General features: G+C 58.5%; 17 protein-coding genes and 1 tRNA gene. 14 read left to right on the top strand and 4 right to left on the bottom strand.

Translation table 11 applies throughout. The features are described 5' to 3' along the window. Positions 1-51: 51 nt before the first annotated feature. From AACX99_RS06720 to AACX99_RS06710, 3 genes are all read right to left on the bottom strand, one after another. On the bottom strand, positions 52-546 hold the full coding sequence (locus tag AACX99_RS06720) for an RDD family protein (RefSeq protein WP_339410439.1): 495 nt from the start codon (positions 544-546) through the stop codon (positions 52-54). A gap of 267 nt (positions 547-813) precedes the next feature. After that, the gene (locus AACX99_RS06715) at positions 814-1026 is read right to left on the bottom strand and encodes a cold-shock protein (RefSeq protein ID WP_339410437.1); all 213 of its coding nucleotides are present in this window, start codon (positions 1024-1026) and stop codon (positions 814-816) included. Positions 1027-1398: 372 nt separating this feature from the next. Next, positions 1399-1483 (bottom strand) — tRNA-Leu (locus AACX99_RS06710). 113 nt (positions 1484-1596) lie between these two features. Here AACX99_RS06710 and queA point away from each other — a divergent pair. The 6 genes from queA (at position 1597) to AACX99_RS06680 (ending at position 7652) form a co-directional block, all read left to right on the top strand. Further along, positions 1597-2646 carry a tRNA preQ1(34) S-adenosylmethionine ribosyltransferase-isomerase QueA gene (queA, locus tag AACX99_RS06705; RefSeq protein ID WP_339410436.1) on the top strand — a complete coding sequence of 350 codons (1050 nt, stop codon included), beginning with the start codon at positions 1597-1599 and terminating at the stop codon, positions 2644-2646. Between the two features lie 14 nt (positions 2647-2660). Next, entirely contained in the window at positions 2661-3776 is a 1116-nt protein-coding gene (tgt, locus tag AACX99_RS06700) for a tRNA guanosine(34) transglycosylase Tgt (RefSeq protein WP_339410587.1), read from the top strand. A gap of 39 nt (positions 3777-3815) precedes the next feature. Beyond that, complete coding sequence (gene yajC, locus AACX99_RS06695; protein ID WP_339410434.1) at positions 3816-4151, top strand: preprotein translocase subunit YajC; 336 nt, start codon at positions 3816-3818, stop codon at positions 4149-4151. A gap of 62 nt (positions 4152-4213) precedes the next feature. Continuing rightward, positions 4214-6082 (top strand): protein translocase subunit SecD, encoded by a 1869-nt coding sequence (secD, locus tag AACX99_RS06690; RefSeq protein WP_339410432.1) that lies wholly within the window; start codon positions 4214-4216, stop codon positions 6080-6082. Positions 6083-6091: 9 nt separating this feature from the next. After that, positions 6092-6997 (top strand): protein translocase subunit SecF, encoded by a 906-nt coding sequence (gene secF / locus AACX99_RS06685; RefSeq protein ID WP_339410431.1) that lies wholly within the window; start codon positions 6092-6094, stop codon positions 6995-6997. 127 nt (positions 6998-7124) lie between these two features. After that, a complete protein-coding gene (locus AACX99_RS06680) occupies positions 7125-7652 on the top strand; it encodes a glycine zipper 2TM domain-containing protein (protein ID WP_339410429.1) in 528 nt (175 codons plus the stop codon). Between the two features lie 73 nt (positions 7653-7725). Here AACX99_RS06680 and suhB read toward each other — a convergent pair whose 3' ends face one another. Continuing rightward, the gene (gene suhB / locus AACX99_RS06675; protein ID WP_090375523.1) at positions 7726-8541 is read right to left on the bottom strand and encodes a type III secretion system regulator SuhB; all 816 of its coding nucleotides are present in this window, start codon (positions 8539-8541) and stop codon (positions 7726-7728) included. Between the two features lie 144 nt (positions 8542-8685). Between suhB and trmJ the strand changes: the two genes are divergently transcribed. From trmJ to hscA, 8 genes are all read left to right on the top strand, one after another. After that, on the top strand, positions 8686-9456 hold the full coding sequence (trmJ, locus tag AACX99_RS06670) for a tRNA (cytosine(32)/uridine(32)-2'-O)-methyltransferase TrmJ (RefSeq protein ID WP_339410426.1): 771 nt from the start codon (positions 8686-8688) through the stop codon (positions 9454-9456). Continuing rightward, positions 9449-10225 carry a serine O-acetyltransferase gene (cysE, locus tag AACX99_RS06665; RefSeq protein WP_339410424.1) on the top strand — a complete coding sequence of 259 codons (777 nt, stop codon included), beginning with the start codon at positions 9449-9451 and terminating at the stop codon, positions 10223-10225. The genes trmJ and cysE overlap by 8 nt, the downstream gene beginning before the upstream one ends. A gap of 139 nt (positions 10226-10364) precedes the next feature. Next, positions 10365-10856 carry a Fe-S cluster assembly transcriptional regulator IscR gene (gene iscR / locus AACX99_RS06660; protein ID WP_090248642.1) on the top strand — a complete coding sequence of 164 codons (492 nt, stop codon included), beginning with the start codon at positions 10365-10367 and terminating at the stop codon, positions 10854-10856. 48 nt (positions 10857-10904) lie between these two features. Next, positions 10905-12119 carry an IscS subfamily cysteine desulfurase gene (locus AACX99_RS06655; RefSeq protein WP_339410422.1) on the top strand — a complete coding sequence of 405 codons (1215 nt, stop codon included), beginning with the start codon at positions 10905-10907 and terminating at the stop codon, positions 12117-12119. 47 nt (positions 12120-12166) lie between these two features. Further along, on the top strand, positions 12167-12553 hold the full coding sequence (iscU, locus tag AACX99_RS06650; RefSeq protein WP_339410421.1) for a Fe-S cluster assembly scaffold IscU: 387 nt from the start codon (positions 12167-12169) through the stop codon (positions 12551-12553). Positions 12554-12563: 10 nt separating this feature from the next. After that, positions 12564-12887, top strand: a complete 324-nt coding sequence (gene iscA, locus AACX99_RS06645; RefSeq protein WP_090248639.1) for an iron-sulfur cluster assembly protein IscA — start codon at positions 12564-12566, stop codon at positions 12885-12887. Between the two features lie 7 nt (positions 12888-12894). Continuing rightward, complete coding sequence (gene hscB, locus AACX99_RS06640; protein WP_339410417.1) at positions 12895-13416, top strand: co-chaperone HscB; 522 nt, start codon at positions 12895-12897, stop codon at positions 13414-13416. A gap of 48 nt (positions 13417-13464) precedes the next feature. Further along, a complete protein-coding gene (gene hscA, locus AACX99_RS06635; RefSeq protein WP_339410416.1) occupies positions 13465-15330 on the top strand; it encodes a Fe-S protein assembly chaperone HscA in 1866 nt (621 codons plus the stop codon). Positions 15331-15332 lie beyond the last annotated feature (2 nt).

Here is a 15332-nt window from a genome sequence, read left to right as displayed (position 1 = left end):
AAAAAGCCGGCGTGTGCATTGCGTGCACGCCGGCTTTTTTACGCATGTAATTTATTTCTTATGGGTGTTCTTTGGCAGCTGAATCACCTGACTGTCCGAGTAGATGTCGTGCCAGCTGCGCTTTTCTTTATCCCAAAGCACCCAGAAAAAACCCAGGCCCAGTAGCAGCCAGGAACCGATGGCGACCAGGAAGCGCAGCAGTGCCTGCCATAGGCTGATTGCCGTACCGTCGCCGTTCTGGATGCGCAGGCCCCACACCTGCATGCCCAGGGTCTGACCGTTATGGGTCCAGAACTTGGCGAAGAAGCCAAACAGACTGAGAAATAGCAGGGTCGAGAGCAGAGGGTCGCCATCCAGCGCGCCGGCGTCAGACATCTGTTTGAGCTGTGCCTCGCCGTAGAAACCCATGAGAATCAGCTTGTAGATAAAGGTCACAACGATCAGCAGTGCGACGCACAACAAAAAGTCATAAAACATCGCAGCGAGGCGGCGGATCAGTCCGGCGCTGGGGAACTCACCTTGCGGGCGCAGCAGGTGTTTCGGCATGGTTGGCTCTTTACTCAATCGGCTGGCGGAATGGCGGCAACGATACGGCATTCATGGGAATGGTCGGCCATAAAAAATGATCGGGAGTCATTTTAGCCGTCGCGCAGTAACGGCTCTAAGGGCGGCCAGCATGGATGGCAGGGCATAAAAAATGACCGGGAGTCATTTTTAACGTTGCGTAGCGACGGCCCGAAGGGTGGCCGCCATGGATGGCAGGACATAAAGAACCCCTGATGGCGACATCAGGGGTTCCTCAACGCGGCAGGATTATTCCTGAACTTGTACTTCGTCAGCCTGCATGCCTTTCTGGCCTTGCACAGCGATAAAGCTGACTTTCTGGCCTTCTTTCAGGCTCTTGAAACCGTTGCCTTGGATCGCGCGGAAGTGCACGAACAGATCAGGACCGCTTTCTGGAGTGATAAAACCAAAACCTTTCTCGTCGTTAAACCACTTGACGGTACCGTTCTGACGATTCGACATGGCGTATTTCCTTGAACCTAGAGTTGGTAACAGCCGCTACTCGACATGAGGGGCTGAATACTGGTTGCAAGGCGGTATGCGACGGTCGAGCGGGATGTAGCGGATCTGGATGATCTACTGCACCAGGTCACGATTTTCGGCGACCTATGCAAACACAGTGGGAAAACTTTACGCCAACTTCCAGCTAAATGCCAAGCCCCTGTAGGGCATGCGGTTGTTGGGCTGTAGGTGTTTTGCGCAGCCCTTAGAACATGCGCTATGCGGGAGTCCGGCTAGTAGTCGGCGCGGTATCGGAGTGCTTCAAAGTCATTACGCCAAGATTACGCCAGGCATAAAAAAGGCCTTGATAATCAAGGCCTTCAGTAAATCTAATGGTGCCCCGGGGGAGACTCGAACTCCCACTTCTTTCGAAAACGGATTTTGAATCCGCCGCGTCTACCGGTTCCGCCACCGGGGCACAATGGCGGCGCAGTATAGGGATGGTATTGGGGTTGGTCAATCCACTTGCGTGGTCAGCATGCACTATTTCCGGTAAGCTTTGCCGCCCTGCTAGACGACCCCCTTCCGACCATGCGTGTTGCCGACTTCAATTTCGAGCTGCCAGACGCTCTGATTGCCCGCCACCCTCTTGCCGAACGCCGTGCCAGCCGCTTGCTGGTGCTCGATGGGCCGACGGGTGAGCTGGCGCATAAACAGTTCAGTGATCTGCTGGATTACCTGCATCCTGGCGATCTGATGGTGTTTAACAACACCCGGGTGATTCCGGCGCGGCTGTTCGGTCAAAAGGTTTCGGGCGGCAAGTTGGAAATCCTTGTTGAGCGGGTGCTAGACAGCCATCGCGTGCTGGCCCATGTGCGTTCGAGCAAGTCGCCGAAGCCGGGTTCGAGCATTCTCGTTGATGGTGGCGGTGAGGCCGAGATGGTGGCCCGTCACGATGCATTGTTCGAGCTGCGCTTTAGTGAGGAAGTGCTGCCGCTGCTGGAGCGGGTCGGGCATATGCCGTTGCCACCTTATATCGACCGGCCGGATGAGCAGGCTGATCGTGAGCGTTACCAGACGGTGTATGCCGACCGTGCCGGCGCTGTTGCGGCGCCGACTGCCGGGCTGCATTTTGATCAGCAGCTGCTTGCGGCGATTGCCGAGAAGGGCGTTGAGCGGGCGTTCGTCACCCTGCACGTCGGTGCGGGCACCTTTCAGCCGGTACGGGTCGAGCGCATTGAAGACCATCATATGCACAGCGAGTGGCTGGAGGTCGGCCAGGATGTGGTCGACGCTGTGGCGGCCTGTCGTGCGCGTGGCGGTCGGGTGATTGCGGTTGGCACCACCAGTGTGCGTTCGCTGGAGAGTGCCGCGCGCGATGGCGTGCTTAAGGCGTTCAGCGGCGACACCGATATCTTTATCTACCCCGGCCGGCCGCTGCATGTGGTCGATGCGCTGGTGACCAATTTTCACTTGCCGGAATCGACCCTGCTGATGCTGGTGTCGGCATTTGCCGGTTACCCGGAAACCATGGCGGCCTATCAGGCGGCAATTGCCGGTGAATATCGTTTTTTCAGTTACGGTGATGCCATGTTCATCACCCGCAACCCCGCACCGTGCGGGCCAGAGGAACAGCTATGACGCGCACGTGCCGCATGTCTTTCGAATTGTTGGCGACCGAGGGCAAGGCGCGCCGTGGTCGGCTGACCTTCCCCCGTGGCGTGGTAGAAACCCCGGCGTTTATGCCGGTGGGCACCTATGGCACGGTCAAGGGCATGCTGCCGCGTGATATCGAGGCGATTGGCGCGCAGATTATCCTCGGTAACACCTTTCACCTGTGGTTGCGTCCCGGTACTGAAGTGATCAAGAAGCACGGCGACCTGCATGACTTTATGCAGTGGCAGGGGCCGATCCTCACCGACTCCGGTGGCTTTCAGGTGTTCAGTCTCGGTGCCATGCGCAAGATCAAGGAAGAGGGCGTGTACTTCGCCTCGCCGGTCGACGGTGCCAAGGTGTTTATGGGGCCGGAAGAGTCGATGCAGGTACAGCGCGATCTGGGCTCTGACATTGTGATGATTTTCGACGAATGCACGCCGTACCCAGCGGAGTTCGATGTAGCCAGGCGCTCGATGGAGTTGTCGCTGCGCTGGGCCAAGCGTTCGAAAGAGGCCCATGGCGAAAGCACGGCGGCGCTGTTTGGCATCGTTCAGGGCGGCATGCATGAGGAATTGCGCAAGGTGTCGCTGGATGGTCTGGAGCAGATCGGTTTTGACGGTTATGCCATTGGCGGTCTGTCAGTCGGCGAGCCGAAAGACGAGATGATCAAGGTGCTGGACTACCTGCCTGCACAGCTGCCTGCGGATAAGCCGCGCTACCTGATGGGGGTCGGCAAGCCGGAAGATTTGGTCGAGGGCGTACGCCGCGGCGTGGATATGTTCGACTGCGTGATGCCGACCCGCAACGCACGCAACGGTCACCTGTTTGTCGATACCGGTGTGCTGAAAATCCGCAATGCCTTCCATAAACAGGACAATTCGCCGCTGGATCCAACCTGCGATTGTTACACCTGTAAACATTTCTCCCGGGGCTATCTGCACCACTTGGATAAATGCGGAGAAATGCTGGGTAGCATGCTCAATACAATCCACAACTTACGGCATTATCAGGTGCTTATGGCTGGTTTGCGCGAGGCTATTCAACAGGGTACATTGGCCGCCTTTGTCGATGCCTTCTACGCCAAGCGCGGGCTGCCAACGCCGCCTCTGGATTGATTCCCAACCTTTTAAAGACCCTTGCAACAGGAGTGTTACATGAGCTTTTTTATCCCCGCTGCTTTCGCTGAAGGCGCCGCACCGGCTGCCGGCCCTGCTGGTAGTGGTTTTGAATGGGTATTTCTGGTCGGTTTTCTGGTCATCTTCTATCTGATGATCTGGCGTCCACAGGCCAAACGTGCAAAAGAGCACAAAGGTCTGATCGGTGGTCTGCAGAAAGGTGATGAAGTGGTAACCAGCGGCGGTATCGCTGGCAAGGTGTCGAAGGTTTCCGATGACTTCGTGGTAATCGAAGTGTCCGACACCGTCGAGCTGAAGATTCAGAAAGTGGCAATTGCCGCCTCGCTGCCTAAGGGCACGCTGAAAGCGATCTAAGCAACACACCTTTACCATTCGACGGGGCGCTTAATGCGCCCCGCGTCATAACGGGCGGCGTCATGCTCAACAAATTTCCCCTCTGGAAGTACCTGCTGATTCTAGCTGTGCTGGCAATCGGCTTCCTTTATTCCGCGCCCAATCTGTACCCGGATGATCCGGCGATCCAGATCAGTGGCAACAGCTCCGCTATGCGCGTTGAGCAGGCTGACCTGGACCGCGCCAGCCGCGCCCTGGAAGCAGCTGGTATTAGCGTAAAAGCCGTCAGTCTGGCCAATCAGGGCCGTGCCGGTTTGCTGCGTTTGAACAGCGCTGAAGACCAGCTGCCGGCCAAAGAGCTGGTGCGCAAGGCCTTGAGCGATGAGTTCGTAGTAGCCCTTAACCTGGCGCAAACCACGCCAGACTGGCTGCGCAACCTGGGCGGTAGCCCAATGAAGCTCGGTTTGGACTTGTCCGGTGGTGTGCACTTCCTGATGGAAGTGGATATGGACAAAGCCCTGGATGCGCGTCGTAAGGTTTACGAGGGCGAGGTGAAGAGCCTGCTGCGTAAAGAGCGCGTACGTTATCGCAGCCTGCCTGAGCTGGATGGTGCTATTCAGCTGGGCTTTGTCGATGAAGAAGCGCTGGAAAAAGCTCAGCAGCTGATCCGCAAGGACTTCAACGATTTTGATATGACCACCGTTGAGCGCGGTGAGCAACAAGTGCTACGCCTGGCGCTGACCCAGGCGAAACTGGTCGAGATTCGTGAATACTCGATCAAGCAGAACTTGACCACCGTGCGTAACCGGGTCAACGAGCTGGGCGTCGCCGAGCCGCTGGTGCAGCGCCAGGGCGCCAACCGCATCGTCGTTGAGCTGCCGGGCGTGCAGGACACCGCCGAAGCCAAGCGAATTCTCGGCAAAACCGCCAACCTGGAGTTCCGTTTGGCTGCCGAGCCGGATGCCGCCAAGGCTGCGACCGAGAGCTTCGAGTTCCGCCAGGAAGGTCGTCCGCCAGCACAGCTGGAGCGTGACCTGATCATCACGGGTGATCAGGTCACCGATGCGCAGGCCAGTTTCGATGAGAACGGCAGCCCGCAGGTGAACATCCGTCTGGATGGTCGCGGTGGTGACCTGATGAACCGCGCCACCCGCAACAATGTTGGGCGCAGCATGGCGGTGATCTTTATCGAGCAGAAGCCGGTAACCCGCTACGTTCGTCAGGTGGTTGATGGCGTCGAGAAGGAAGTCGAGCTGCAGACCTTCGTCGAAGAGAAGAAGATCATCAGTCTGGCCACTATTCAGTCGCCGCTGGGTAGTCAGTTCCGTATTACCGGTCTGGATGGTCAGGGCGAGTCGTCCGAGCTGGCGCTGCTGCTGCGTGCCGGTGGTCTGGCCGCGCCGATGTACTTTGCTGAAGAGCGCACCATTGGCCCAAGCCTGGGTGCTGACAACATTGCCAAGGGCGTGAATGCGTCTCTGTGGGCGATGTTGTTTGTTTCGCTGTTTATCATTGCCATCTACCGCGCTTTTGGGGTGCTGGCGACTGTTGCGCTGGGCCTGAACATGGTGCTGTTGCTGGCGCTCATGTCGTTGCTCAGCGCCACGCTGACCCTGCCAGGCATTGCCGGTATCGTGCTGACAATGGGTATGGCGGTGGATGCCAACGTGCTTATCTTCTCGCGTATTCGCGAAGAGATCGCCAATGGCATGTCGATTCAGCGCGCTATCCATGAAGGCTTCGATCGGGCCTACTCGGCGATTGTTGACGCCAACCTGACCACGCTGTTGGTCGGCGGCATCCTGTTCGCAATGGGTACTGGGCCGGTCAAAGGGTTTGCCGTGACGCTGTCGCTGGGCATCATCACGTCGATGTTTACCGCGATTCTGGTGACGCGTTGCATGGTCAACCTGACGTGCGGTGGGCGTGACTTCAAGAAGTTGTGGATTTAAGGGGCTGTGATGAATCGTACGATCAACTTCATGGGGGTTCGCAATATTGCGTTCGCCCTCACCGTGGTGCTGACGCTGCTGTCGCTGGCAAGTCTGTTTACCAAAGGTCTGAACCTGGGGTTGGACTTTACCGGTGGTACGCAGATCGAGCTGAGCTACGAGCAGCCGGCGGACCTCAGTAATATCCGGGCGCAGCTGGCCGGTGCCGGTTATGCCGACGCTGTGGTGCAGAGCTTTGGTGCTACCACCGATGTGGTGGTGCGCATGCAGGGCAATGACCCGGACTTGGGCAATAAAGTAGCCGCAGCACTGCGTCAGGCCGGTGAGCAGCTTGAGGTGAAAAAGGTCGAGTTCGTCGGCCCGCAGGTGGGTGAAGAGCTGCGCGACCAGGGTGGGCTTGGCCTGCTACTGGCGCTGGGCGGGGTGATGTTGTACTTGGCCTTCCGGTTTCAGTGGAAGTTCGGTGCGGGGGCGATTGTCTCGTTGATCCATGATGTGATCGTCACCCTTGGAATCCTGTCGTTCTTCCAGATCACCTTCGACCTGACTGTATTGGCGGCTTTGTTGGCGATCATTGGTTACTCGCTGAACGACACCATCGTGGTCTTTGACCGGGTGCGGGAAAACTTCCGCGTACTGCGCAAGGCGACATTGATTGAGAACATCAATATCTCCACTACGCAGACCCTGCTGCGTACGCTGGCGACGTCCATTTCTACGTTGATGGCTATCGCCGCGTTGTTGCTGTTCGCGGGTGACAATCTGTTCGCCTTCTCGGTAGCGCTGTTTGTCGGTGTGGCAGCGGGCACTTACTCGTCGGTCTATATCGCCAACGTAGTGCTGGTCTGGCTCGATCTCACGGTCGATGACCTGATTCCGCCGGTGGTGGAAGAAGAGGTCGACGAGCGTCCCTGATTCTGTGCGTTTTATCGCATATGGCTGAGCGGGCCGGGCTGGTGTTGAACTTGCCCGGCTTTTTTATGCTCCAAGGCTAGAAGTAAGGTGCATTGAGCGCTTATGCAGCGGTTGGAAGGAGGCGTGTATGAATAAGTCTATGTTGGTGGGCGCTGTACTGGGTGCGGTGGGTGTGACAGCGGGTGGCGCAGTGGCCACTTACAGCATCGTCAGCGCGCCGAAATATGCCGAAGTGCTTGCAGTTAAACCGGTCAATGAAACCATCAAAACGCCACGCGAAGTTTGCAAGGATGTGGCAGTCACCCGTCAGGCGCCGGTAAAGGATCAGCACCAGATAGCCGGTACGGCGATTGGTGCGGTGGTGGGTGGTTTGCTGGGTAATCAGGTCGGTGGCGGTAACGGCAAGAAGCTGGCGACAGTCGCTGGTGCTGTGGGTGGCGGTTATGCCGGCAATAAAACCCAAGAGCATCTGCAGAGCCGTGACACTTATACCACCACCGAAACTCGCTGTAGCACGGTGACTGACACCAGTGAGAAGCTGGTGGGCTATGACGTCAAATACGAGCTCGATGGCAAAGTGAGCCAGGTGCGCATGGCTAATGATCCTGGTCGGCAGATTCCAGTCAAAGACGGTCAGTTGGTGCTGGTGGATTAGTTCACATGGCCGACAGGGTCTCAGCAGCAATAAAAAAAGCGCCCCGCGGGGCGCTTTTTTTATTGCTGCATTATCAGCGCTTCAGTGAGGCCGACAAGTGCGGCTGAATAGCCGTCAGCACAGCTTTGAAGCACTTGGTGTTGCCTGCAACGATCTGGCCTTTTTCCAGGAAGTCGTGGCCGCCGCTGAAATCGCTGACCAGGCCGCCTGCTTCCTGAATCAGCAGTGCGCCGGCTGCCATGTCCCACTCTGACAGGCCGAATTCCCAGAACGCATCGAAGCGGCCGGCGGCTACATAAGCCAGATCCAGGCTCGCTGCGCCCGCGCGACGTACGCCGGCAGTCTGGCCGACCAAGCTGCGGAACATACCGATATAGTTTTCCAGGTTTTCCATCTGGCTATCGCGGAACGGGAAGCCGGTGCCGAGCAGCGCGCCTTCCAGGCTCTTGCGATTGCCGACGCGCAGGCGGCGGCCGTTGAGGGCAGCGCCACGGCCGCGGCTGGCGGTGAATTCTTCCTGGCGAACCGGGTCGATGATCACTGCGTGCTCAAGGCGGCCGCGGTATTTGCAGGCAATGCTGACGGCGTAATGCGGGATGCCGCGGATAAAGTTGGTTGTGCCGTCCAGTGGGTCGATGATCCACAGGTAATCGGCGCCGTCGCCGCTGCCTTCGCTCAGGCCGCTTTCCTCGCCGAGGATGCCGTGGTTCGGGAAAGCTTTGCGCAGGGCTTGAATGATCAGCTGCTCGGCAGAGCGATCAATTTCAGTTACATAATCCTTGGCTTCTTTCTCGTCGACCGAGATGACGTCCAAGCGTTCGGTCGAGCGGAAGATCATTTCGCCGGCGCTACGGGCTGCGCGCAGCGCGATATTCAGCATGGGCTGCATGGATGTTCACCTGGGTCGTTAAAGAAAGCCGGCCATTCTAGCAGAAAAGCCCAGCGGTTGAAGTGCAACCTGCACCTTGCGTGGCGCAAGGCGGGTGGCTTCTGTAAGATTTGCCCTTCTAAGCCTTGTCTGTGAGCGTTTGCGTTGCTGGAAAATATTCGCGTTGTGTTGGTCGGTACCAGTCATCCGGGCAATATCGGTGGCGCGGCGCGGGCCATGAAAAACATGGGGTTGTCGCAGCTTATGCTGGTTGAGCCGCGGGATTTTCCGAGTGACGAGGCCGTGGCCAGGGCGTCGGGCGCTACTGATATTCTCGACGCGGTGCAGGTGGTAGCCACGCTTGAAGAGGCGCTGGTCGGTTGTCGCCTAGTGCTGGGCACCAGTGCGCGGGATCGCCACATTCCTTGGCCGATGCTGGAGCCGCGCGAGTGTGGTGTTGCTGCGTGCGAGCAGGCGCAGCAAGGCGCGCAGGTCGCCTTGGTGTTTGGTCGTGAATATGCCGGCCTGACCAATGAGGAGCTGCAGCGCTGTCATTATCATGTGCACATTCCCTCTGACCCGGCGTTCAGCTCGTTGAATCTGGCGGCTGCGGTGCAGGTGCTGGCGTATGAAGTGCGCATGGCCTGGCTGGCCACAGAAGGCCAGCCGGTTAAGCAGGTAGCGGTTGTCGATCCGGATGAGGAGCCGGTTGCGGCCGATGAGCTGGAGTCGTTTTATCGTCATCTGGAGCAGGCGCTGGTTGAGATCAGGTTTCTTGATCCGGCCAAGCCGCGGCATTTGATGAGTCGCCTGCGCCGCTTGTATGGACGCAGTGCGGTAAGCAAGCTGGAAATGAATATCTTGCGCGGTATCTTGACGGAAACCATCAAGGCAGCGCGTGGTGAGCACCCTAGGCAGGAGAAGGCAGATGTTTGAGCGCATGCAAGAGGATATCCAGAGCGTATTTCATCGCGACCCAGCGGCGCGTAATGCTTTTGAGGTGGTCACTTGCTATCCCGGTTTGCATGCGGTCTGGCTGCATCGCGCTGCGCATGCGCTGTGGGGCAGTGGCTGGAAGTGGCTGGCGCGCGTGGTGTCGAACTTTGGGCGCTGGATGACCGGCATCGAAATCCATCCGGGGGCGAAGATCGGTCGGCGTTTCTTTATCGATCATGGTATGGGCATTGTCATTGGTGAAACCGCCGAGATCGGCAATGACGTCACCCTTTATCAGGGCGTGACCCTCGGCGGCACCAGCTGGAACAAGGGCAAGCGCCACCCGACGCTGGAAGATGGTGTGGTGGTTGGTGCTGGGGCCAAAGTGCTGGGACCGTTCACGGTCGGCGCGGGTGCCAAGATCGGTTCCAATGCTGTGGTGACCAAGGAAGTGCCGGCGGGTGCTACGGCGGTCGGCATTCCTGGGCGGATTATTGTTAAAACTGATGATGAACAGGAAGCCAAGCGCCAGGCGATTGCCGAAAAGCTCGGTTTCGATGCGTATGGTGTGAGCCAGGACATGCCGGACCCGGTGGCGCGCGCCATTGGTCAGCTGCTCGATCACCTGCATGCGGTGGATGGGCGCCTGGAAGGCATGTGCGGCGCGCTCAAGTCGCTAGGCAGTGACTACTGCGCCAAGGATTTGCCGCAATTGCGTGACGAGGATTTCGCAGGTGTGGTCAAAGACGCAGACAAGCCCGCAGCTTGATGGTGTGGGTGCGCACATTTTGCTATGCTGCGCGCCCTCCATTTTGGCTAATCCCGACTAAAGCAGTAGGTCTTATAGTTGACTTAAATGCTCGGGAATTGCATACTCGCGGCATATTGCGACCACGCGGTAATCCCTTATGCGACTAACCACCAAAGGCCGTTACGCCGTCACCGCCATGCTTGATCTGGCGCTGCACGCTCAGCGTGGGCCGGTGTCTTTGGCTGATATCTCCGAGCGGCAGGGTATTTCCCTTTCGTACCTGGAGCAGCTATTTGCCAAGCTGCGCCGCGGTAATTTGGTCTCCAGTGTTCGGGGGCCGGGTGGTGGTTATCAATTGTCGCGAGACATGCAAGGCATTCAAGTGGCTGAGGTGATCGACGCGGTCAACGAGTCGGTCGATGCCACGCGCTGCCAGGGTCAGGGCGATTGCCATGCGGGTGATACTTGTCTGACCCATCATCTGTGGTGCGACCTCAGCCAGCAGATACACGAATTTCTAAGCGGCATCAGTCTTGCTGACTTGGTGACCCGACGTGAAGTGCAGGAAGTTGCCCAGCGCCAGGATCAGCGCCGCTGCAATGGCAGGACGCCGTACCTGGATAAGATCGAAACGTCCGCCGTCGATTGAGCGCAAAGCGCTGGCTAGCTGGCCTGATACCTGATTAGGAGAGAGTTGATGAAGTTGCCGATTTACCTCGATTATTCCGCCACCACGCCGGTTGATCCGCGTGTTGCGCAAAAAATGAGCGAATGCCTGCTGGTCGACGGCAACTTCGGCAACCCGGCGTCGCGTTCCCACGTGTTTGGCTGGAAGGCTGAGGAAGCTGTGGAAAATGCTCGCCGCCAAGTGGCTGAGCTGGTCAATGCCGATCCGCGTGAGATTGTCTGGACCTCCGGTGCTACCGAATCCAACAATCTGGCGATCAAGGGCATCGCTGACTTCTACAAGAGCAAAGGCAAGCACCTGATCACCTCGAAGATCGAGCACAAAGCGGTTCTGGATACCATGCGCCAGCTTGAACGCGAAGGCTTCGAAGTGACCTATATCGAGCCTGGCGAAGACGGCCTAGTTACCCCGGTCATGATCGAGGCGGCGCTGCGTGAGGACACCATTCTGGTGTCGATCATGCACGTGAACAATGAAATCGGCACCGTTAACGATATCGCTGCAATCGGTGAGCTGACCCGCTCGCGCGGCGTGTTCTTGCATGTTGATGCGGCGCAATCCACCGGCAAGGTGGCGATCAATCTCGACGCGCTCAAGGTCGATTTGATGTCCTTCTCCGCACACAAGACCTATGGCCCAAAAGGCGTTGGTGCGTTGTATGTCCGCCGTAAGCCGCGTGTGCGTCTGGAAGCCCAGACCCATGGCGGTGGCCACGAGCGCGGCATGCGTTCCGGCACTCTGGCGACCCACCAGTGCGTCGGTATGGGCGAGGCGTTCCGCATTGCCAAGGAAGAAATGACCCAGGAAAACCAGCGCATCCTGGCCCTGCGTGAGCGCTTCTTCAAACAGGTCGATGGTCTGGAAGAGCTGTATGTCAACGGCAGCATGACCGCCCGCGTACCGCACAACCTCAATCTCAGCTTTAACTACGTTGAGGGTGAGTCGCTAATCATGGCGCTCAAGGATCTGGCGGTTTCGTCCGGTTCGGCCTGTACTTCAGCTTCCCTGGAGCCGTCCTACGTACTGCGCGCCCTGGGGCGCAATGACGAGCTGGCACACAGCTCCATCCGCTTTACCTTCGGCCGCTTCACTACTGATGAAGAAGTCGATTACGCCGCGCAGAAAGTGTGCGAGGCGGTCACCAAGCTGCGCGAATTGTCGCCGCTGTGGGATATGTACAAAGACGGTGTCGACATCTCCAAGATTGAGTGGGCGGCGCACTAAGTAGTCGCCAAGCAAGAGCGGCTCTCTGATGAGGAAGGAATACCAGCATGGCTTACAGTGAAAAGGTCATTGACCACTACGAGAACCCGCGCAACGTCGGCAAGATGGACGCGGAAGACCCAAGCGTAGGCACCGGCATGGTCGGTGCGCCGGCTTGTGGTGACGTGATGCGCTTGCAGATCAAGGTCAACGAGGCGGGCGTGATTGAAGACGCCAAGTTCAAGACCTATGGCTGCGGTTCGGCGATTGCCTCCAGCTCCCTTGCCACTGAGTGGATGAAGGGTAAGACCCTGGACGAAGCCGAAACCATCAAGAACACCCAGCTGGCCGAGGAATTGGCTCTGCCTCCGGTGAAAATTCACTGCTCGGTACTCGCCGAAGATGCCATCAAGGCAGCTGTGCGCGATTACAAGCAGAAGAAAGGCTTGCTCTAAGGAGGCGTCGATGGCTATCAGCATGACCGAAGCTGCCGCTCAGCACGTGCGCCGCTCGCTTGAAGGGCGCGGAAAGGGCGAAGGTATTCGCCTGGGGGTGCGCACCACGGGCTGTTCCGGCTTGGCCTATGTGCTGGAGTTTGTCGATGAGGCCGCCAGCGAAGATCAGGTGTTCGAGAACCATGGCGTCAAGGTGATCATTGATCCTAAAAGTCTGGTCTATCTCGATGGCACCGAACTCGACTTCGTCAAAGAAGGGTTGAACGAAGGCTTCAAGTTCAACAACCCGAACGTACGCGGCGAATGTGGCTGCGGCGAAAGCTTCAATATCTGAGGCGCGTGTGGGCAGTCCTTGTCACTTTGCTTTATTTGACCTGCAGCCGAGCTTTCGCCTGGATCTTGACCAGCTAGCCGCGCGTTATCGCGAGCTGGCGCGCAATGTCCATCCTGACCGCTTCGCCGATGCGTCGGAGCGTGATCAGCGCCTGGCCCTCGAGCAGTCCGCCAGTCTCAACGAGGCTTACAGTACGCTTAAGAGTGCGCCGCAGCGTGCCCGCTATTTGCTGGCGTTGCGCGGCCCTGAGCTGCCACTTGAGGTGACGGTGCAGGACCCAGATTTCCTGCTGCAGCAGATGCAATTGCGCGAAGAGCTGGAAGACCTGCACGACAGTGCAGACCTGGCGGGTGTTGCGCAGTTCAAGCGGCGGCTGAAAGTGGCTCAGGATGAGCTGAACGAAAGTTTTGCCGTTTGTTGGGATGATGCCTCGCGGCGCGAAGAGGCCGAGCGCCTGATGCGACGCATGCAGTTTCTCGACAAGCTTTCTCACGAGGTGCGCCAGCTGGAAGAGCGCCTCGACGATTAACGCTGGTATGCCCTTGCCGCGTACCTGATACCTAAGCACTGATTAATCATGGCCTTACTGCAGATCGCTGAGCCCGGACAAAGCCCCCAGCCACACCAGCGTCGACTGGCCGTGGGGATTGATCTGGGCACCACCAATTCGCTGGTCGCCGCTGTGCGTAGCGGCCTTTCCGAGCCGCTGGCCGATGCGGCGGGGCAGGTTATTCTGCCGTCCGCCGTGCGCTATCACGCTGATCGTGTAGAGGTGGGCGACGTCGCCAAGGCGGCCGCGTCGGGAGACCCGTTGAATACCGTGCTCTCGGTCAAGCGCTTGATGGGGCGCGGGCTGGCTGACGTCAAACAGCTCGGCGAGCAGCTGCCGTACCGCTTTGTCGGTGGCGAATCGCATATGCCGTTTATTGAGACCGTGCAGGGGCCGAAAAGCCCGGTCGAGGTCTCTGCCGATATCCTCAAAGTGCTGCGTCAGCGCGCCGAGGAAGCCCTTGGTGGTGAGCTGGTCGGTGCTGTAATCACCGTGCCGGCTTATTTCGACGACTCGCAGCGTCAGGCCACTAAAGACGCCGCACGTCTGGCTGGCTTGAATGTGCTGCGTCTGCTTAATGAGCCGACTGCTGCTGCCGTGGCCTACGGCCTGGATCAGCACGCCGAGGGCGTGGTCGCCATTTATGACCTGGGCGGCGGCACCTTCGATATTTCCGTGCTGCGCCTGACCGGTGGCGTGTTTGAAGTGCTGGCTACCGGTGGTGACAGCGCGCTGGGTGGTGATGACTTCGATCATGCGATTGCGGGCTGGATTGTGCAGCAGGCCGGGATTTCCTCTGATCTTGATCCGGCACAGCAACGCCTGTTGCTGGAGGCCGCCTGCGCCGCCAAAGAAGCCTTGACCGACAGCGCAACGGCGAACCTCAGCTATGCCGGCTGGGAAGGGCAACTGAGTCGTGAGCAGTTCGACACCTTGATTGAGCCCATGCTGGCGCGCAGTCTCAAGGCCTGCCGCCGGGCCGTGCGTGACGCCGGTATTGAGCTTGAAGAGATTGAAGCCGTGGTCATGGTCGGTGGTTCCACTCGCGTGCCGCGTGTGCGTCATTCCGTCGCCGAGTTGTTCGCCCGTGAGCCATTGACCGATATCGACCCCGATCAGGTGGTCGCCATTGGTGCGGCGATTCAGGCCGATGCCCTGGCGGGCAATAAGCGCGGTGATGGCGAAGAATTGCTGTTGTTGGATGTGATTCCCCTGTCGCTTGGCCTGGAAACCATGGGTGGGCTGATGGAGAAGGTGATTCCGCGTAACACCACCATCCCCGTGGCCCGCGCCCAGGACTTCACTACTTATAAAGATGGTCAGACAGCCATAATGGTGCATGTGCTGCAAGGTGAGCGTGAGTTGATCAGTGATTGCCGCTCCCTGGCGCGCTTCGAATTGCGCGGTATTCCACCGATGGTTGCCGGTGCGGCGAAGATTCGCGTGACCTTTCAGGTCGATGCTGACGGCCTGCTCAGTGTTGCTGCGCGTGAGCTGGCCTCGGGTGTCGAGGCGAGTATCCAGGTCAAGCCGTCCTATGGGCTGACCGATGGCGAAATCGCCCGCATGCTGCAAGATTCCTTCAAGAACGCCGGCGACGACAAGGTTGCCCGTGTGTTGCGCGAGCAGCAGGTCGATGCTCGGCGCCTGCTGGAAGCGGTCGAAGCCGCGTTACTGGCCGATGGCGAGCGCTTGCTGGATGCTGATGAGCGTCTGGCAATCGATGCGCAGATAGAGCTGTTGCGCGAATTGATGGCTGGCAGTGATGGCCTGGCGATTGAGCAGCAAACCAAACGTTTGACCCAGGTGACTGACGCTTTTGCCGCGCGTCGTTTGGATGCCACGGTCAAGGCCGCGCTGGCCGGTCGTAGTCTTGATGAGATTGAGGAATAAGC

It is taken from the genome of Pseudomonas sp. EA_35y_Pfl2_R5, assembly GCF_963970805.1.
Classification (GTDB): Bacteria; Pseudomonadota; Gammaproteobacteria; order Pseudomonadales; family Pseudomonadaceae; genus Aquipseudomonas.
Note: the sequence above shows the minus strand (reverse complement) of the source record. Positions and strands in the feature narration are given on the sequence as shown.

Excerpts from the sequence above, each read along its gene's own strand:
- AACX99_RS06720 (WP_339410439.1), bottom strand. The coding sequence starts at position 546 with ATGCCGAAACACCTGCTGCGCCCGCAAGGTGAGTTCCCCAGCGCCGGA.
- AACX99_RS06715 (WP_339410437.1), bottom strand. The coding sequence starts at position 1,026 with ATGTCGAATCGTCAGAACGGTACCGTCAAGTGGTTTAACGACGAGAAA.
- queA (WP_339410436.1), top strand. The coding sequence starts at position 1,597 with ATGCGTGTTGCCGACTTCAATTTCGAGCTGCCAGACGCTCTGATTGCC.
- tgt (WP_339410587.1), top strand. The coding sequence starts at position 2,661 with ATGTCTTTCGAATTGTTGGCGACCGAGGGCAAGGCGCGCCGTGGTCGG.
- yajC (WP_339410434.1), top strand. The coding sequence starts at position 3,816 with ATGAGCTTTTTTATCCCCGCTGCTTTCGCTGAAGGCGCCGCACCGGCT.
- secD (WP_339410432.1), top strand. The coding sequence starts at position 4,214 with ATGCTCAACAAATTTCCCCTCTGGAAGTACCTGCTGATTCTAGCTGTG.
- secF (WP_339410431.1), top strand. The coding sequence starts at position 6,092 with ATGAATCGTACGATCAACTTCATGGGGGTTCGCAATATTGCGTTCGCC.
- AACX99_RS06680 (WP_339410429.1), top strand. The coding sequence starts at position 7,125 with ATGAATAAGTCTATGTTGGTGGGCGCTGTACTGGGTGCGGTGGGTGTG.
- suhB (WP_090375523.1), bottom strand. The coding sequence starts at position 8,541 with ATGCAGCCCATGCTGAATATCGCGCTGCGCGCAGCCCGTAGCGCCGGC.
- cysE (WP_339410424.1), top strand. The coding sequence starts at position 9,449 with ATGTTTGAGCGCATGCAAGAGGATATCCAGAGCGTATTTCATCGCGAC.
- iscR (WP_090248642.1), top strand. The coding sequence starts at position 10,365 with ATGCGACTAACCACCAAAGGCCGTTACGCCGTCACCGCCATGCTTGAT.
- AACX99_RS06655 (WP_339410422.1), top strand. The coding sequence starts at position 10,905 with ATGAAGTTGCCGATTTACCTCGATTATTCCGCCACCACGCCGGTTGAT.
- iscU (WP_339410421.1), top strand. The coding sequence starts at position 12,167 with ATGGCTTACAGTGAAAAGGTCATTGACCACTACGAGAACCCGCGCAAC.
- iscA (WP_090248639.1), top strand. The coding sequence starts at position 12,564 with ATGGCTATCAGCATGACCGAAGCTGCCGCTCAGCACGTGCGCCGCTCG.
- hscA (WP_339410416.1), top strand. The coding sequence starts at position 13,465 with ATGGCCTTACTGCAGATCGCTGAGCCCGGACAAAGCCCCCAGCCACAC.